Raw genomic sequence first — 14,574 nt, 5'->3', positions numbered from 1 at the left:
TCTGTTTCTTGGGAGTGCGGCGTCTACGGTCTATAAGTCTTCATAGATGTAGTGATTATTGGTGTCTTCCGCATAATCCAGCTTAAAGCCATTTTTGATGTAAAAATTATTGGCAGGGCTCTTTTCTATTGTGGTTAATCGCACAGGAAGCATCTTTGCTTTAGCTTCTCGAATGATGTTGTTCAGGATATTGGTCCCAATGCCCATTGACTGGTATTTAGGATCAATATATAAGTGAACTAGCCAGATGTGGTCGGGCATGTTTTTAGTGCTATATAAGCCAACTATTTCATTTTTTATTAGTATTTTTATAAAACAAAACTCATCCTAATATTCTAGGAATTGTTGGTTTAATTTTTCTGGATTGAAACGGTTTATAGCTGTTAAGCTTTCTTTGAGTGACTTCGCATAAATGGCGGTTAGTTCTGCTCTGTCATGAGGAGTTGCAGTCTCTTCTGAATAATCCATCCCATATCTGTCTTAGTTACTTAATTGATCTTTTATATTCTATAGTTTCCGATCTTATCATAAAATGGCTGTTCGACCTCTGAAGATTATACTCTCAAGCGTAGGCGCTCTACTTTTTTAACGTCGATAGCGCCAGCCTTTGGAATCCTCATGGTATAGTATTTCTGTAATGGCGAAAGTTTAATCAGAAAGGTATGCATAATGGCGAAAAATCTATTATTCCTGGTGGGTTGTCTAGTGGCGGCGGCTATAGCATGGGGGATCTTTCAGGTATTAGGGCAATACACTTTCGTTGCGATGCTTGTGATAACAATTGTCGGTTTGCTTGCGAAGGTTGGAAAGCCTAAATTTGGAAAAAATAGCGACAAATAAACGGTTGGGCTTGATAGAGAGAAGTCATAAAGCATTGCCAACGAAAGTCATTCCGCCAGATCTTCTCCAGTAATACCCTGACAAGCATTTCTGATTCGACAAAGATGACATTGTGTTTCAATTTTCCCTCCAGTTCGCATATATTGCTGACAGTTAATAAATATGAGTAAATCCTGATAAATTTTCGCCAATACGCAGCAGAAATACCGATATTTAAATGAGGGGAATTCACCTATCTTTCACCTTTTATTGTCGCCCTATTTTAAAAACATGGAGATTTTAATTGGTGCTTCGACACGTTGTATTTATTTCACTCATTCTACTTTCCTGTTTCACCCGAGCTGAAACGGCGAATTTCTGGGATTCCCCACAGCATGGCGCAAACAGCTTTAACCGGCTTCCTCCGACTCAGGAATACTTTGACGCTCTCTCTGCTTATGGCGCGACCTGGGTCAGGTTGGCGTATGACAAGTGGCCTTCAGAAGGCCGGGATTTTCTGATTGGCGATGCGGATCACTACCAATCGCTGAACGAGGCGGATTTGGCGCAATTAAAGTTGGTGCTGGACCGGGCGCACAAGGCGAATCTAAAAGTGGTCATTGCACCATTGTCTTTACCCAATATGCGCTGGTCACAGAACAATAATGATGTTTTTGATGACCGGATCTGGTCGGACAAAAAACATTGGAACGACGCCAATCGCTTCTGGAAAGATCTCGCGACAGCGTTGAAAGGGCATCCGGCTATTGCAGCTTTTAACCTCGTCAACGAACCCGCCCCGGAACGTAATAGCGACCTGAAAGAGCATGCCGATTCTGACGCCATGGCGCAGTGGTATAAGAAGATTCAGGGAAGCTCATGCGACCTGCGCTTGTTCTATCAATCATTGGTCAAAACAATACGACAGGTTGATCAAAACGTGCCGGTGATGCTGGATGCCGGCTGGTACGCTGCTGCGGATGCTTTTTTCTATTGGCCATCCGGGCTTGAAGATTCAAATATTCTTTATTCCTTCCATATGTATGAGCCTTATGACTTTACCAGCTCTCCCAACATTAATAGAGAGAAGCGCTATGTGTATCCTGGCGATATTCCATTTGGGGAGAAAACGATGCAATGGGGACCGCAGCAAGTAGCCGCCTATATTTCCCAGCCTATAAATTGGGCGAAAAAGTCGGGAATCCCGGTAAATCGGATGGTGATGGGAGAGTTTGGCTGCGCCAGAACGATTCCTGGTTGTGGCGAATATCTGAAGGATGTTCTGGAAGCCGCTGACAGCCTTAATCTGCATTGGGCTTTCTATGCGTTTCGGGAGGACAGCTGGGATCAGATGGATTACGAACTCGGAACGAAGAAGGTGAACTGGAAATACTGGGACGCCATGGAGAAGGGTGAACCCGATCCTATAAAGCGCGAATCCAGCGCGCTCTTTGACATCATTCGCAAGCGTCTATAGAACGCCTTTCTCGCCTACAAACGCCTGAAGGAGTCTGCATGGTTCAGTTTCCTTCAGGCGCCTCCGAACGTCGTTGTATTGTTCGAGATGCGGTCATAGAGGTCGTTATTCCGAATCGATTTCGCCACAAGACCTCTATCCGCTCTAACTTCAGTGAATACCTCGGCCAAACGACCGCACGGCTTTTCATGAATATAAAGCCGTGAACGTCTGGCCTGCCGTACGCTGGAATCAGTAGCCCGGAGAAGGTATCTTTAGCGCCTTGAAATCAAAAGGCGCGTATGCGCGATATATAAACGTTATGTGGCGGGAGTCACCTTGAACTTTCTTAGTATTCTTAAATATTCGTTGATTCTCTTTGTAGTGGGTGTCTCAATGTCCGCGGCTTACACAGTGCTTTGGGGGGAGGATTTGGCAAGCCAGTCTTCGTTGGACTTTTTATTCTATCAATATCTACCGATAAATTTGGTGTGTTTGCTGGTGCTTTCCTACTACGCTAAAGTCCAAGTTCGCTATACGATTTTTCATTTGATAGCGGCAGTTTCGATAAGTGACCTACTTGGCGTTATCATTACTTCCATATTAATGGGGGAGTGGTTTGTTTCTCCATTATGGGTTATCGATTTTCCAGTTACAGTGATAACAATTGGCGTTGCAATGATTATTGGCCGGAGTTTGAGGAAGGGGCCAATAGCCTCGTGGAAAGTCAATGCAGAAAACTGATGGGGCTTCGGTTGATTTAAGAGTTATGAGTAAAATCATGCAGAGAGCAATTCTAGTTCCATGTATTATTTTTTCTCCGCTGGCGGCAGCCTACGAAGTTAGCGATCTAGTAGGAACATGGCAATCAAACGAGGAGATGACGCTGCGTAGCATGGAGGCCGCACCTGGAATTCCGGAAAAAACTCGCGCGTTCTTTAGAAGTGGATTCTTCGGGAAATTGATAGTGGTATCCAGGGAAAACGAATCTATAGCGTATTTTGTTGACGAAAAGCCAGAAAATCTTGAACTCATTCCTCACGTAATTCATAAGGTTTCTGATAAGCAATTTAGTATGGAGTACCCAGGAGACGTCGCACCTGAGAATTCAATTCGGATTATTACCCTGGATGGTGATTGTTACTCAATCGAGGTCGATAGGTGGAAATTCTATGAGTACTTTTGCCGGGTCGAGTAAAACCCTGGATAAGCCAGTGAGTTTTGCGACTCCACCGTTGAGCCAGACGTGATGCGCCTTCCAATGGAAACTATCATCCTATCTGTAGTAGCTTTGTTTCTCTATACAGGGTTGTATTGGTATACCTGTTTACGCACCAATAAAAAGTCCGAATCAAAATGGTTTTTCTTCGGCAGCATTTTCTGCATATCCATTCTCGGTATCGGCATGTGGCTAAGTATGTTTTGGGTTTTGTTCTTGGCTGCTATTGTTTTGCTCTTTGCGGCGTATTTGGGCTCAAGCTCGAAATACGCACATGGTTCGTTGTTAAAAAACGGTGTCTTCGGCGGCTTCTGGATTATGATTCCAATTTATGCGCAATTAGCATCAAAGATCTAACAAAGTAGTCAAGTACACTTCGTCATTTTTGCTAAGTGGGACGCACAAAGTCGAGTTATACCTGCGCTTCTTTCAGGGCGTTAACTTTGTTATTGAGTTGGATATTCTTACTATTTGAGAGTTGCTTAATACTCTATAACTGGTTTTCTTGTCGCTTCTAATACTTCTTCCTTTGTAAAAGATATGACATTGCTCGTGTAATCTGGAGTCAGCATCGGATCGTACCTAAGCTGAAACTCTATACGGTCAAAATCAGTTTTTTCTAAAGACATTAGGCCTTTGTGAAAGCTCATATAGTGAGGGTCGCCACCGTCTAATATGCCATTCGAAAATTCAATTTCGTCGTCGTCTTTTATTACAGATGCTCTGAATTGATTGAGGAAATCTTCTATGTCTATAGGTGTGTCAGAGTCAAACTTCAATGCCAGATATGTACCTGTAAATAGATACGGGTCACCTTCGGAGTACTCTTTTGTGCCTATGACTTCTACTGGGAACAGTTTGGCGTTACTTAAATGAAGCTTTTCAGTGGCGCAACCTAACAAGAAAGTGGAGAGAGAAAGCAGTAAAAGTAGTCTCATTATCTTATTCCTATTGCTTTAGGATTTAATGGTGCGTTTGTCATTTCTGCTCTTGCTTTTTTGTACATATGCATAGCATCCGCATGAGTTACATTCATTTCTATATTATGGGCTCCGTTCTCACTGCCTAATTGGCCTCCAACATTAGCTATATAGTCACTGCTGTTTGTGTCTTCTCCTGCTTGGCCAACCCAGCTGGTTAAGGCGCTCACAGCATTTCCGATTACCGGGACAGCGCCAATAGTGTTATCCATAATTGACTGTTTACAGTAGACATTGACCCACTTTCCAGCAATGACTTTGCTAAATGGAAACATCGAGACCGGGTCTAAAGTAATCAGTTCATCGACTGGAATACTTGCGTGAAATAGATCTTGTGTGAGATCCATTACTACTTGTCCGCCCCAACTGTGGCCGGTCAGTCTAATGCTTTTAAAGGCTCCTGAACGCCAATTCCCTTTTATCATAGAGAGAACTAGGTCCTGATCCTCGTGACCGTAATAATAGCAGGTGATACCCGAAGAGGAGCCTTCGCGATAATCCCTTACGTCTCCCATAATTCCTGTTGCTCTAGTCACGTTTGTAATCCAATCACCTTTGTCGCCCCCTCCACCTATAAAAAACTCTACTTTAGGGAAAGCTCCTAGTGCTACTCCAGACTTTGGAATCATACATACTCTTGGAAATTGTGGTTAGTGATGATTTTAGTTAAACAAAGTGAGCAAGACTCATCGCTCGCTAGAAACTTTCTGCATTGACGAAGCTGAGCTATTAGATGAGGGGATTTCAGAACTTTGAAAATAATCATCCTTGGTTAAACTTCTTTTTGAGGTTATAAAATGAGAGCCACTGTTTACTGGCGGTGGATAGTGTACTGTTGGCTGCACAGTAATCGAATAGTCTATATGGGATAACGAAGAAATTGCGCGCTACAACAACGCCAAATAGCCCTCCTTAAACATCTTCTCTCCTAAGCACAAGCTGCCAGTTTATGGCAGTATGTGCTTCATGCTTTCAGATTCACCATTCAGGAACACCAAAATTGTCACGAGCTGAACGTTTGCTTGAGCTCATGCAGACTCTGCGTCGCTACCGTTATCCGGTGAGCGGTAAGCAGTTGGCGTCTGAGTTGGGCGTCAGTATTCGCACGTTGTATCGCGACATTGCTTCGTTGCAGGCCCAGGGCGCGCATATTGAGGGGGAGCCGGGTGTGGGATATTTGTTGCGTCCTGGCTTTATGTTGCCGCCTTTGATGTTCTCCGATGAAGAGATTGAGGCTTTGGTGTTGGGGTCCAGGTGGGTGTCCCGGCGGGGCGATGCGAAGCTGGGGGAGGCCGCCCGTAATGTGATTGCAAAAATTGCGGCGGTGATTCCCGCCGAATTGCGTCAGGAGCTGGAGACATCCACGTTGTTGATTGGGCCCGCAGCGACCCAACCCGAGGACGACAGCATACTGGAAAGAGTGCGGACGGCGATTCGGGCCGAGCGCAAATTGTGTATCGCATACGGCGACAGCGAAGGTAACTCGTCCACGCGGATCATCTGGCCTTTCGCTGTCGGCTTTTTCGACACCATCCGGGTGGTGGTGGCGTGGTGTGAACTGCGTAAAGGGTTCCGCCATTTTCGCACAGACCGAATTGGAGAACTCCACAGCCTGGAAGCCCGAATTCCCCGGCGTCGTCATGATTTGTTGAAGGAATGGCGTGAATTCAAAGGCGTGGAGCCGCAATAAAACACTACTGCCAGAAACTGGCAGTATGCTTGCCTAAGATGTTCCCCAACGAAGCGATGGGCGCCAGACAGGCGCTTCCGCTTCGACCAATAACGGGATTCAGCGATAGATCGAATTTGGAGAACGATTATGAAAGAACCTAGCTATATCATTCTGTACGTCAGCGATATGCCTGTCAGTACGGCGTTTTATTCGGACATATTGGGGAAAGCGCCGGTGGAATCGTCCCCAGGCTTCTCGATGTTTGTGTTGGAGTCCGGCTGGAAGCTGGGCTTGTGGGCTAAACCGGAGGTAAAGCCTGCAGCGGACATGACCGGCGGCGGCGCGGAAATTGGCCTGATGCTGGATAACCGAGAAGAAGTCGCCGCAGCGCTGGAAGTCTTGAGTGCGAAGCAGGCTAAAGTGATTCAGGAGCCTACGCAAATGGACTTTGGCTATACCTTTGTCGTTCAGGACCCGGACGGACACAGAATTCGAGCATTCTGCCCCAGTGAAATTGTGCGCTGAAGTCAGCGGTCAGCAATAAAGGCGGACATCTGAGCCGCCTTTATTGAGAGTGCCTACTGCCTCATCAAGGCCTGCGGGAAAGTCGGGATATTCGTTGCGATGGAGCTGACCCTGTGTGCGGTGTAAAGCGCTCCGTGAAACTCGATGAAATCAAATACACCTTTATATTCGCTGCCTGAGTTGCCGCCGGGGCTGCCTATCTGGCCCCAGTCGCGACCGTTTTCCGTGGCCCATAGACGGCCGCCATCCACCGGATTGTAGGTTCCTGCGACTAGCAGGTCTCCCCAGGGATACAGCCGATACACCTCTTTTTCATCAAGCCCCACTCCCATGCCGTCACCGGTGACTTTCTCCCAGACGCGCATGTCTTCTGAGCGCCAGATCGCTCCGCCAGTCGTGCTGTTTAATGTGCCCAGCCAAAACGCGCCTCGCCACTCCACCAGAGAATGCAGCGTTTCATCGCTGGCGAAAGTCGTCTCATTTACGCGCGCCCAATTTATTCCGTTATCCGACGCCATTACGCTGACTTCACCTGAGTATGGGAGCCCTGTCGTCAAATACAGCGTATTGCCGTGAGCCAGTAAGGAAAAAATGCCGGTGACGCCGGGAAAGGAGGCGGCTACGTTCCAGGTGACGCCATCGCAGGAACGATAAAGTCTGGCTTCAGTGTGTTTGTCGCTGCGACCCGCCAGGTAGATACAGCCTTGAAAGGCTTCAAACCAGCGTCCGTATTCATCTTTCTCGGATAATGTCTTCACCCGCGTCCAGTTATGCCGTCCATTCAGCGAGCGATAAATTTTAGGCGTAGCGCTTTGCGTGACGGCGTATAGATAGCCATCCGGAGCGGACCAGACCCGACGGACTTCGTTATCGTCTGTGCTGAAAGGCACGTCCACCTGCGCCCAATTCTCTCCATCCTCGCTGCGCAATAACCGCGCGGTCGGCCCTCCTGAGCCAAGCACAGCGCGTCCGCCAGCGAAGAGCGTGTCTTTATGGACACTGAAGGAATAATAACTGTTTTGCGTAATCCCCCAGTTTTTGGCGGAGTCCTTGATTCTGATTCCAAAAGCCTCCGCCAGACAGAGCGAGGGCCCTGCGCAGAAACACAACAGCAGCGAGAGGGTTTGTAAGGCCCGGATTAATGACGTTGGGAATAGGGTGGCTAAGCATCCTGACATTGAGATTCTCCTCCTGAGAATGGATGTTAAATATCAGATACTTCCTTGACGTGTACGGGGCGAAAGTCGCCTCTGGCTCAATTTCCGGGCTTTATTGTAAGTGTAAGAAATGAAGGTTAGTCATTACTCAGCGATTGTATCGACTGTAGTGGTGATATGGTAGCTATTGTTTCGTGTTCACTATATAAACAGTGGTGAATGCCTTTTATGAGAGTAGCTATAAATTACGAGACAGTATGTAGCATATTTAGTGTGAGCTAGGGGTTAAAAGGAATGCATTTTCTGTCTGTTTGAATATATAATTTTAGTCAGATATGAAAAGTTAATAATTCGTAGTTTGTTTTAAATTAAGTGTGCTGATTCATGATGCTGGAAGAGAGGTGATTTAATCCTGAATCCGTGGTGTGATTTGCCGCCAACGCTTTCCCGACCCCTGGCGCCCTGATTTTCGATCAGCACCGAGCCAACTTCTCTATCTCTCCCCCTGCTTTAGCTCTTTAGCATCGCTCAAAACCAGCTCTTATTGGGGCATTTTCGGCTGCCCGGACAGGGGAAGCCCTCGGCCATCTCCGCCGACTCTTTCGTTGAATCCTTCTGTTTAATCCCTCTCTAACCCGAGGCCGCTCTCCTCAGGTGCGCCTGCACCATCATGAAGGCTTCCAATCCCCGGAACCCCTCTCCAAAGTCCAGTATCCAACGCCGGGCGCTGTGGATCAGTTGCGCCGCACGGTACATGAACTCCTGTAACACCGTCTTCAAGCGCCGCCGTTTCGCCGGGTGTCGGACCGGACTCAACGTCCCGGTCATCCCCAGTTGCCCCAGCAGACGTAGACAGTTATAAGCCAGCATCGCCAGCCGTAACACCAGGTCGTTCACCGCAAACTTCCCCGAAGGTAATCGCTCCAGGTCCAGGTCACTTTTAATCTCGCTGTGGAATTGCTCATGGGTCGCATGGGCTCGATAGCTCTTAATAATCTGCTCCGGCGTCTGCTCCAGAGTGCTCCACCAGCCTTCCAGTTCATACTCCGGCTCCAGCAGAAGTTGCCCCTGACGATCACTGGTTCGTTCCACCAATCGAATGACTCGACGCTCTTCCCAGCTGTTCCCTCCATGCCGACATTCCACGTGCTCCAGCCACAAGGCTTCCCGCTTACCTTCGCGAACCTCCCGCCACCGTCCCTCCGCCAATTGCACCCAAAGGGCCATATCACGGGCCTCACTACGGGGATTCCATTTGACGATATAGTCCAACCGACGTTGCTCTTCCCACGCCTGCTCTCGCTGCTGGCGTAGAGCCCAAAGATACTCCTGGCTGCAGAAGCCACTGTCCTGCCGAATCAGCAGGGGCTCCGTGGTCAGCCGCTTGGCCCGTGGCAACACTCGCCGCATAAAGCCGTCGCTGTCCTTCACGCTGTGTTGCTTGCCCGGACGCAGCTCCAGACCCAGACACCAGCCTTCATTCCCCAGATAGGCCGCTATCGGCGTATATCCATCCACTTGTTGATAGGTGCGTGACACGCCTTCTTTGCGGGTATCGCTGTTGTCCATCACAAAGGTGTCAATATCCAGGCACACATAACCGGCTGCCGCGCCTGATTCCAGGCTGACCAGAGCCTCAGCCCCTTTCAACAGCTCCACACTGGAGCCGGGCAGATGCTCTGACAAACCTTTCTCGGCCAACTGTTCAAGGCGTTGGCGTAACCACTCACTACTGGGAACCTTTCCCACTTTGAGCAGTTTGCGGAAGGCCGGGTCCGCACGGCGATTGGTTATCGCCTCAAAGTCGCTCTGGCCAGGCATAACAGGCCAACATAACACTTGATCAAATCGCTGGTCTTCATACCTCGGCTGGTGGGAAAGCGCCCGTCAAGAGCATCAATATGCGACAGGGACAGGCAATCGCCAATTAGGGCCAGGCCGGCATGGCTGGTTAGGGTCTTGTGGCTGGAGCGTAGATGAATTCGGGACATAGCGCTTACTGGGTGAAAGGACGATGGGGATATTTTGCCATCATTTTCAGTGTGTTAAAGGTTAATATTACTGACGGGGCCACGGATTCAGGTTAATGTTAGATAAATTGTACGCAGAGCACTCTATGTCGGTGGAGGATTTTGCAAAAGATCCTGTGGGTGCATTTCAAAAATATAATTGTAGTGCGATTGCCATAACCATTAATGGAGATGTCGTTTTCTATGCCTCTGAAAGGCACGACTATGAAGAGATGATAGATGTCTTGGATTATTTGAGACGGGGAGATACTGAGGTCAAGGATATACCGTCACAGATGGAAGATGATGATATCGATTTCGATGAAATAGCTGAAAAAATGGCTAAAAAACTTAAAGACTCTGATGAGGGAGACTTTGAATAATGGAAATAAAGCGAACACTAATTCCACCCAAAACAGCAGATCAGAAACCTATAGAAATTTTTGAGTACGATGAAAGGAACGGATAGAGATCGGGATGTTATGATCTCTTTGGAAAAAATAGCCGAAAGATTTAGAAATAAGTTTTAAAAGACGACTAAAGGTAAAAGTAAAACGGTTGTTTTTATTCTATGTATGAAAGTTTACTCTGTTATTTGGCTGTCCTGTCTTATGCTATCAAATAGTTACCAAGATAAAACTGTTACAGCAGGCCATCGGTTTTTAAAACTATCCACCAGAGTCATATAGTTGGCTGCGCTCATGACGGACTTGTTGGGGCGTATAACCATGTTCATGGCGTCATTCAGTCCGAAAGGCGCGAATATCTTTAGATCATCAACCTGCTTTCGCACGCCAATCGCGAATGCGGGCAGCCAGGACGAGATACCGGCTTCCGCGCTTTGATAGGGTGGGATGTCGTGTCCAAACTTGCGTGGATACCATTCGTGTACGTGCGCCTGATTTTTAACATCGATGGGAATGCTATGGCGAGTCAGGCGGTTGAGCGTATTCTCATGCTCTTTTTCCAACGCTGATGCTTCATGCGCGAAATAGACCACATCGAAATCCTTCACTTTACTCAGTGGAGCCTCTCCAAGCATGTTGTTCCAGAGCGTCTGGGTGACCGCGCCGCCAGCCAGATAATAATCAGGCAGGCCATAATTGGCGCAAGCCTCGATTGTTTCCATGATCTCTGGGACGCTCTGTATCAGAGCTTTAAAACGCGCTTCCAGCGTAAGATCTTTTTCCATATGCTTGCGTTTCCTGACTTGTATTATTGTCCAATGCTGTATTCATTTTTGGGACGCCTATGAGACCTAAAATCCGCGTTTTCTACAACTCCGCCTGTCCGGTGTGTGATGCTGGCATTAAATTCCAGCAGAAAAAGGGAGCGGTCTGTGGTGTCGAATGGGAGGACGTGCATCTGGACAATGATAAGGTGAAAGATCTCAACGCTGATCTTGAGTTCGTTCGAGAACGTTTGCACGTCATTGACCTGAATGGCGATTTGCGCGTGGGCTATGAAGCCTTTATCGCTATTTGGGAGGTTTCGTCGTCGGAGCAGTGGAAAGCGAAGGTGTCCAAAGTTACCGGTCTGCGCTGGCTATTGAACAAAATTTATAATGTGTTCGCCTGGTGTTTGTACCAGTGGAATCGCGCCCTGAAGCACTGGTGAGTTGCGGTAACCTGAATCAATGTCATCTATATTCGGCCACGCTCTGATTGGAGCGGCGATTGGCGATAACGCCAAACCGGAAAGTAAATCGGAGCAGTTGTTTCTGAGCCTTTTCTTTATGGGGTTGGTCGTATGCCCTGATCTGGATTATTTGCTGACATGGTGCTTCGGCGTCAACATAGCGCCCCGTTATACCCACTCCATTGGGGCGAGTCTGGTGATCGCCTGCATCGGACTGGGTTTGAAGAAGTATGTGTTCGTCAAACGCTTAAGGAACGCCAACTCACTCTTGATCTGCGTCGCTTCTATCGCGCATGTGCTCATGGATTACTGTGTCGGCGTGCATAAGAATCCCATATTCTGGCCGCTGACTGACTCCGTATATGCCTTGAACCACGGCTTCCTGCCCAGCGCGGGAAAGCTCGATATTCTCAATTTTTACTTTTGGCGAAATCTGATCATTGAAATGGGAATACTGGTTCCGGTGGCTGCTTTTATTTCTGCACGAGGACGTAACACATTGAAGAAAAGAGTTTACATCGCCATCCTGGCGGTTGGCGTCTTGATGCTGTGTGGCTATATCAGCATTGGGTTGTCGCGCTAGCGGCAATTGGGATGTAGTAGGGCTCTGTCTTGGCTTTCTTCGTACAGTCTAATGCTGTCAAAGTGAAACCGGACCAGCCCTTGGGCTGGTCCGCCGAGACAGCTTAGAGAAACATCCCGCCGGACGCTTCAATGCGTTGAGCGTTGATCCAACGATTGTCCTCTGAGAGCAGAGAGGCGATGACGCCGCCAATATCGTCCGGTAGACCGACGCGTCCGAGTGCGGTTTGTGAGGCGATAAACTGGTTGATCTCCGAATTATCGCGCACCAGTCCCTGTCCGAAATCCGTTTCAATAGCGCCTGGCGCGACCACGTTCACGGCTATGCCTCGCGCTCCGAGTTCTTTCGCCATATAGCGGGTCAACACCTCTACGCCGCCTTTCATTGCTGCGTACGCTGAATAACCGGGCAGGGAGAAGCGGGCGAGACCGGTGGAGATGTTGACGATTCTGCCTCCGTCCGCGATCAATGGCAGGAGCTTTTGCGTCAGAAAATACACGCCCTTCAGATGAATATTCACTAACTGATCAAACTGCTCTTCCGTTGTTTCCGCGAAAGGCGCATGGATGCCGATCCCTGCGTTATTCACCAGATAGTCGAACTGCTCACGCCCCCAGTTGGCGTCGAGTTCCTGCGCCACGGACTTGGCGAAATCTGTGAAACTTTTGCTATTGGCGACGTCCAGTTGCAATGCGACCGCCTTGCGCCCCATTTGACGCACCTCGCCGACCACATCCTCCGCCTCGGCGCGGTTGCTGCGATAGGTCAGAATGATATCCACGCCTTTTTTCGCCAGATGCAATATGGTGTTCATACCCAGACCGCGGTTTCCGCCAGTGACTATTGCGACTTTGCTGCTCATTTATCGTCTCCAGAGTGGGGTGTTGGATGCCTGCTTCTCAGTGTCAGGACCAGTTTATTGGGGATGTTGTGAGGGATAAATCCACTTTTTATGATTGGACTATCCGAAATTCGCGAACAATAATGTCGGCAAAAAACATCCCGGCGCACGGTAATTGAAGGGGGCGGCTGCCGAAAGTGCGCTCTATTGATGCAGGCTCATTGAGCAAACAGGCGATAGGAAGAGCGACTTTATACCCTAACGCTGGAATATAGTAAAAAATACTGATTATCAGATTGAAGCGGCTAAAAAAATATATATAATCACGTTTTGTTGATTAAACATTAACAACACTACGAGTATTACAGGATGTTGTATCATAAGCCAAAGGGGACGGCCTCTATCCGTCCGTTTATGTCCTATCCCGGCTATATTCTCTCGGGTTCTTCTCTCCACCGCTTCTTATCCCGTTTATACAAGTATAGTTAAATGTTTAAGTGAAATTTCCACGCCTTATTTTTAAGGTCGTAGCAAAAATGACGTCAACCTGTCGTTATGGAAATTATGCTGTCAGGCGCGCCAATACTTGCGTTGCATGGAGGTGTTTTCTCATTTTATTACTGCTAATCAGTAAGTTATAGAGATACGCCCTTATGGGGGAAGCGAACGCTAATGACGTTTCTTTAGTCATGTTCATGCAATCTGGCGAGCATTAAATGGTTTGCGTATAAGTTATCTGTCTATTTGGACAACATTAACGGGAATCAGGAAGTATTAATTGTGGAAAGGGAAGTATATGGAACCTTGCATAGACTTATTCTAGTCCGTCGATAAATACCGCTCATTATATTTTATATAAAGCTAAACAGGCTTTATGGCCTCCTATTGTCTGGCGTTTATAAATACGCCGGCGAAAAAGGAAATAGTAATAACTAAAGGATACAGAAAATGAAAGAAGTCTCTCTGGTTAACTTGGTTTGTCTCCCCTTCGCTGGCGCGGGCGCATCGGTGTTTCACGAGTGGAAGGATTTGTCCGACAAGCTCAATGTGATCGCTGTGCAGTTGCCAGGACGGGAGAAGCGCTTTGTTGAGCCTGCATACACCAACGTAGCGGAAGCGGTGCAAGGCATTATGCCCGAGTTAATGGCTGAGCTGGATTTCTCCAACCCCATCGTCTTTTTCGGACACAGTCTGGGCGCCGTGCTGGCGTTTGAGCTGGCGCGCGCCATGTGCGGAGAGGAAAAGGCCAATGTGCAGGGGTTAATCGTGAGTGGCTCTCCAAGCCCATGGAACAGCAGGGAAGAGCGCGCCTCTGGGTTGCCGGATGATGAATTTGTACGCCGGGTCAATGAGTTTGCCGGCTACTCTCATCCCGCCCTGGAAGACCCTATCATGCGGGAAGTGTTGTTGCCGACGCTGCGTGCGGATGTGGAGATGCATGAAAGCTATCACCCTCTGGCGGATGACTCCTTGCCGATCACGGTGCTGACTATTCGCGGCAGTGACGATGAACTGGTGACGGCTGAGGATAAAGCGCTCTGGAGCAAAGCTTCTTCCGTGCAAACTCTGCACGAAGAACTCCCCGGCGGTCATATGTATTTGATGGACGATCCCAAGGCGCTTATCGCCCTGATCGAAAGTGCGGTTCTTTAATTCTTGTTATTAGTGGATCGCA

The 14,574-nt window shown here is 48.2% G+C and carries 18 protein-coding genes and 1 pseudogene; 11 read left to right on the top strand and 8 right to left on the bottom strand.

Annotated features, from left to right (window positions below):
- Positions 1-30: 30 nt before the first annotated feature.
- Together EUZ85_RS23340 and EUZ85_RS31255 are read right to left on the bottom strand one after the other, a co-directional pair.
- A complete protein-coding gene (locus EUZ85_RS23340; protein WP_127972452.1) occupies positions 31-312 on the bottom strand; it encodes an N-acetyltransferase in 282 nt (93 codons plus the stop codon).
- A gap of 15 nt (positions 313-327) precedes the next feature.
- Positions 328-468, bottom strand: a complete 141-nt coding sequence (locus EUZ85_RS31255; RefSeq protein WP_164887333.1) for a hypothetical protein — start codon at positions 466-468, stop codon at positions 328-330.
- Between the two features lie 201 nt (positions 469-669).
- Here EUZ85_RS31255 and EUZ85_RS31250 point away from each other — a divergent pair, with 201 nt between their 5' ends.
- From EUZ85_RS31250 to EUZ85_RS23320, 5 genes are all read left to right on the top strand, one after another.
- Entirely contained in the window at positions 670-840 is a 171-nt protein-coding gene (locus EUZ85_RS31250) for a hypothetical protein (protein ID WP_164887332.1), read from the top strand.
- A 286-nt stretch (positions 841-1,126) separates the two neighbouring features.
- Entirely contained in the window at positions 1,127-2,296 is a 1,170-nt protein-coding gene (locus EUZ85_RS23335) for a glycoside hydrolase family 5 protein (RefSeq protein WP_127972449.1), read from the top strand.
- Positions 2,297-2,671: 375 nt separating this feature from the next.
- A complete protein-coding gene (locus EUZ85_RS23330) occupies positions 2,672-3,019 on the top strand; it encodes a hypothetical protein (protein ID WP_241566838.1) in 348 nt (115 codons plus the stop codon).
- Positions 3,006-3,473, top strand: coding sequence for a hypothetical protein (locus tag EUZ85_RS23325; RefSeq protein ID WP_127972445.1), 468 nt, complete (start codon positions 3,006-3,008; stop codon positions 3,471-3,473). Before EUZ85_RS23330 ends, EUZ85_RS23325 begins: the two co-directional genes overlap by 14 nt.
- A gap of 63 nt (positions 3,474-3,536) precedes the next feature.
- Positions 3,537-3,851 carry a hypothetical protein gene (locus EUZ85_RS23320; RefSeq protein WP_127972443.1) on the top strand — a complete coding sequence of 105 codons (315 nt, stop codon included), beginning with the start codon at positions 3,537-3,539 and terminating at the stop codon, positions 3,849-3,851.
- Positions 3,852-3,976: 125 nt separating this feature from the next.
- Here the strand turns inward: EUZ85_RS23320 and EUZ85_RS23315 are convergent, their stop codons facing one another.
- Positions 3,977-4,432 carry a hypothetical protein gene (locus EUZ85_RS23315; RefSeq protein WP_127972441.1) on the bottom strand — a complete coding sequence of 152 codons (456 nt, stop codon included), beginning with the start codon at positions 4,430-4,432 and terminating at the stop codon, positions 3,977-3,979.
- Positions 4,432-5,103, bottom strand: a complete 672-nt coding sequence (locus EUZ85_RS23310; RefSeq protein WP_127972439.1) for a hypothetical protein — start codon at positions 5,101-5,103, stop codon at positions 4,432-4,434. The genes EUZ85_RS23315 and EUZ85_RS23310 overlap by 1 nt, the downstream gene beginning before the upstream one ends.
- Before the next feature lie 371 nt (positions 5,104-5,474).
- On the opposite strand from EUZ85_RS23310, the gene EUZ85_RS23305 reads away from it, so the two are divergent.
- Both EUZ85_RS23305 and EUZ85_RS23300 read left to right on the top strand, forming a co-directional pair.
- Complete coding sequence (locus EUZ85_RS23305) at positions 5,475-6,164, top strand: YafY family protein (RefSeq protein WP_164887331.1); 690 nt, start codon at positions 5,475-5,477, stop codon at positions 6,162-6,164.
- 129 nt (positions 6,165-6,293) lie between these two features.
- Positions 6,294-6,671, top strand: a complete 378-nt coding sequence (locus EUZ85_RS23300) for a VOC family protein (RefSeq protein WP_127972435.1) — start codon at positions 6,294-6,296, stop codon at positions 6,669-6,671.
- A 53-nt stretch (positions 6,672-6,724) separates the two neighbouring features.
- Here the strand turns inward: EUZ85_RS23300 and EUZ85_RS23295 are convergent, their stop codons facing one another.
- Together EUZ85_RS23295 and EUZ85_RS23290 are read right to left on the bottom strand one after the other, a co-directional pair.
- The gene (locus EUZ85_RS23295) at positions 6,725-7,849 is read right to left on the bottom strand and encodes a hypothetical protein (RefSeq protein ID WP_127972433.1); all 1,125 of its coding nucleotides are present in this window, start codon (positions 7,847-7,849) and stop codon (positions 6,725-6,727) included.
- 609 nt (positions 7,850-8,458) lie between these two features.
- Positions 8,459-9,819, bottom strand: a pseudogene (locus tag EUZ85_RS23290) (IS1380 family transposase).
- Between the two features lie 95 nt (positions 9,820-9,914).
- On the opposite strand from EUZ85_RS23290, the gene EUZ85_RS23285 reads away from it, so the two are divergent.
- Complete coding sequence (locus EUZ85_RS23285; RefSeq protein ID WP_127972431.1) at positions 9,915-10,220, top strand: hypothetical protein; 306 nt, start codon at positions 9,915-9,917, stop codon at positions 10,218-10,220.
- Between the two features lie 242 nt (positions 10,221-10,462).
- Here EUZ85_RS23285 and EUZ85_RS23280 read toward each other — a convergent pair whose 3' ends face one another.
- Entirely contained in the window at positions 10,463-11,029 is a 567-nt protein-coding gene (locus EUZ85_RS23280) for a nucleotidyltransferase family protein (protein ID WP_127972429.1), read from the bottom strand.
- Between the two features lie 59 nt (positions 11,030-11,088).
- Between EUZ85_RS23280 and EUZ85_RS23275 the strand changes: the two genes are divergently transcribed.
- Entirely contained in the window at positions 11,089-11,454 is a 366-nt protein-coding gene (locus EUZ85_RS23275) for a DUF393 domain-containing protein (RefSeq protein ID WP_127972427.1), read from the top strand.
- A gap of 19 nt (positions 11,455-11,473) precedes the next feature.
- On the top strand, positions 11,474-12,058 hold the full coding sequence (locus EUZ85_RS23270) for a metal-dependent hydrolase (RefSeq protein WP_127972425.1): 585 nt from the start codon (positions 11,474-11,476) through the stop codon (positions 12,056-12,058).
- Positions 12,059-12,161: 103 nt separating this feature from the next.
- Here EUZ85_RS23270 and EUZ85_RS23265 read toward each other — a convergent pair whose 3' ends face one another.
- Positions 12,162-12,920: an SDR family NAD(P)-dependent oxidoreductase gene (locus EUZ85_RS23265; protein WP_127972423.1), complete on the bottom strand. Its 759-nt coding sequence runs from the start codon at positions 12,918-12,920 to the stop codon at positions 12,162-12,164.
- Positions 12,921-13,847: 927 nt separating this feature from the next.
- On the opposite strand from EUZ85_RS23265, the gene EUZ85_RS23260 reads away from it, so the two are divergent.
- On the top strand, positions 13,848-14,552 hold the full coding sequence (locus tag EUZ85_RS23260) for a thioesterase II family protein (RefSeq protein ID WP_127972421.1): 705 nt from the start codon (positions 13,848-13,850) through the stop codon (positions 14,550-14,552).
- The last annotated feature ends 22 nt before the right edge of the window (positions 14,553-14,574 follow it).

It is taken from the genome of Hahella sp. KA22, from assembly GCF_004135205.1.
Taxonomy (GTDB): domain Bacteria; phylum Pseudomonadota; class Gammaproteobacteria; order Pseudomonadales; family Oleiphilaceae; genus Hahella.
The sequence above is the reverse complement of the archived record's forward strand: the minus strand, read 5'-3'. Positions and strand labels throughout refer to the sequence as shown.

Bases quoted from the DNA above. Each gene is read 5' to 3' on its own strand.
- EUZ85_RS31255 (WP_164887333.1), bottom strand. From the start codon at position 468: ATGGATTATTCAGAAGAGACTGCAACTCCTCATGACAGAGCAGAACTA.
- EUZ85_RS31250 (WP_164887332.1), top strand. From the start codon at position 670: ATGGCGAAAAATCTATTATTCCTGGTGGGTTGTCTAGTGGCGGCGGCT.
- EUZ85_RS23330 (WP_241566838.1), top strand. From the start codon at position 2,672: ATGTCCGCGGCTTACACAGTGCTTTGGGGGGAGGATTTGGCAAGCCAG.
- EUZ85_RS23325 (WP_127972445.1), top strand. From the start codon at position 3,006: ATGCAGAAAACTGATGGGGCTTCGGTTGATTTAAGAGTTATGAGTAAA.
- EUZ85_RS23320 (WP_127972443.1), top strand. From the start codon at position 3,537: ATGGAAACTATCATCCTATCTGTAGTAGCTTTGTTTCTCTATACAGGG.
- EUZ85_RS23315 (WP_127972441.1), bottom strand. From the start codon at position 4,432: ATGAGACTACTTTTACTGCTTTCTCTCTCCACTTTCTTGTTAGGTTGC.
- EUZ85_RS23310 (WP_127972439.1), bottom strand. From the start codon at position 5,103: ATGATTCCAAAGTCTGGAGTAGCACTAGGAGCTTTCCCTAAAGTAGAG.
- EUZ85_RS23300 (WP_127972435.1), top strand. From the start codon at position 6,294: ATGAAAGAACCTAGCTATATCATTCTGTACGTCAGCGATATGCCTGTC.
- EUZ85_RS23295 (WP_127972433.1), bottom strand. From the start codon at position 7,849: ATGTCAGGATGCTTAGCCACCCTATTCCCAACGTCATTAATCCGGGCC.
- EUZ85_RS23285 (WP_127972431.1), top strand. From the start codon at position 9,915: ATGTTAGATAAATTGTACGCAGAGCACTCTATGTCGGTGGAGGATTTT.
- EUZ85_RS23280 (WP_127972429.1), bottom strand. From the start codon at position 11,029: ATGGAAAAAGATCTTACGCTGGAAGCGCGTTTTAAAGCTCTGATACAG.
- EUZ85_RS23275 (WP_127972427.1), top strand. From the start codon at position 11,089: ATGAGACCTAAAATCCGCGTTTTCTACAACTCCGCCTGTCCGGTGTGT.
- EUZ85_RS23270 (WP_127972425.1), top strand. From the start codon at position 11,474: ATGTCATCTATATTCGGCCACGCTCTGATTGGAGCGGCGATTGGCGAT.
- EUZ85_RS23265 (WP_127972423.1), bottom strand. From the start codon at position 12,920: ATGAGCAGCAAAGTCGCAATAGTCACTGGCGGAAACCGCGGTCTGGGT.
- EUZ85_RS23260 (WP_127972421.1), top strand. From the start codon at position 13,848: ATGAAAGAAGTCTCTCTGGTTAACTTGGTTTGTCTCCCCTTCGCTGGC.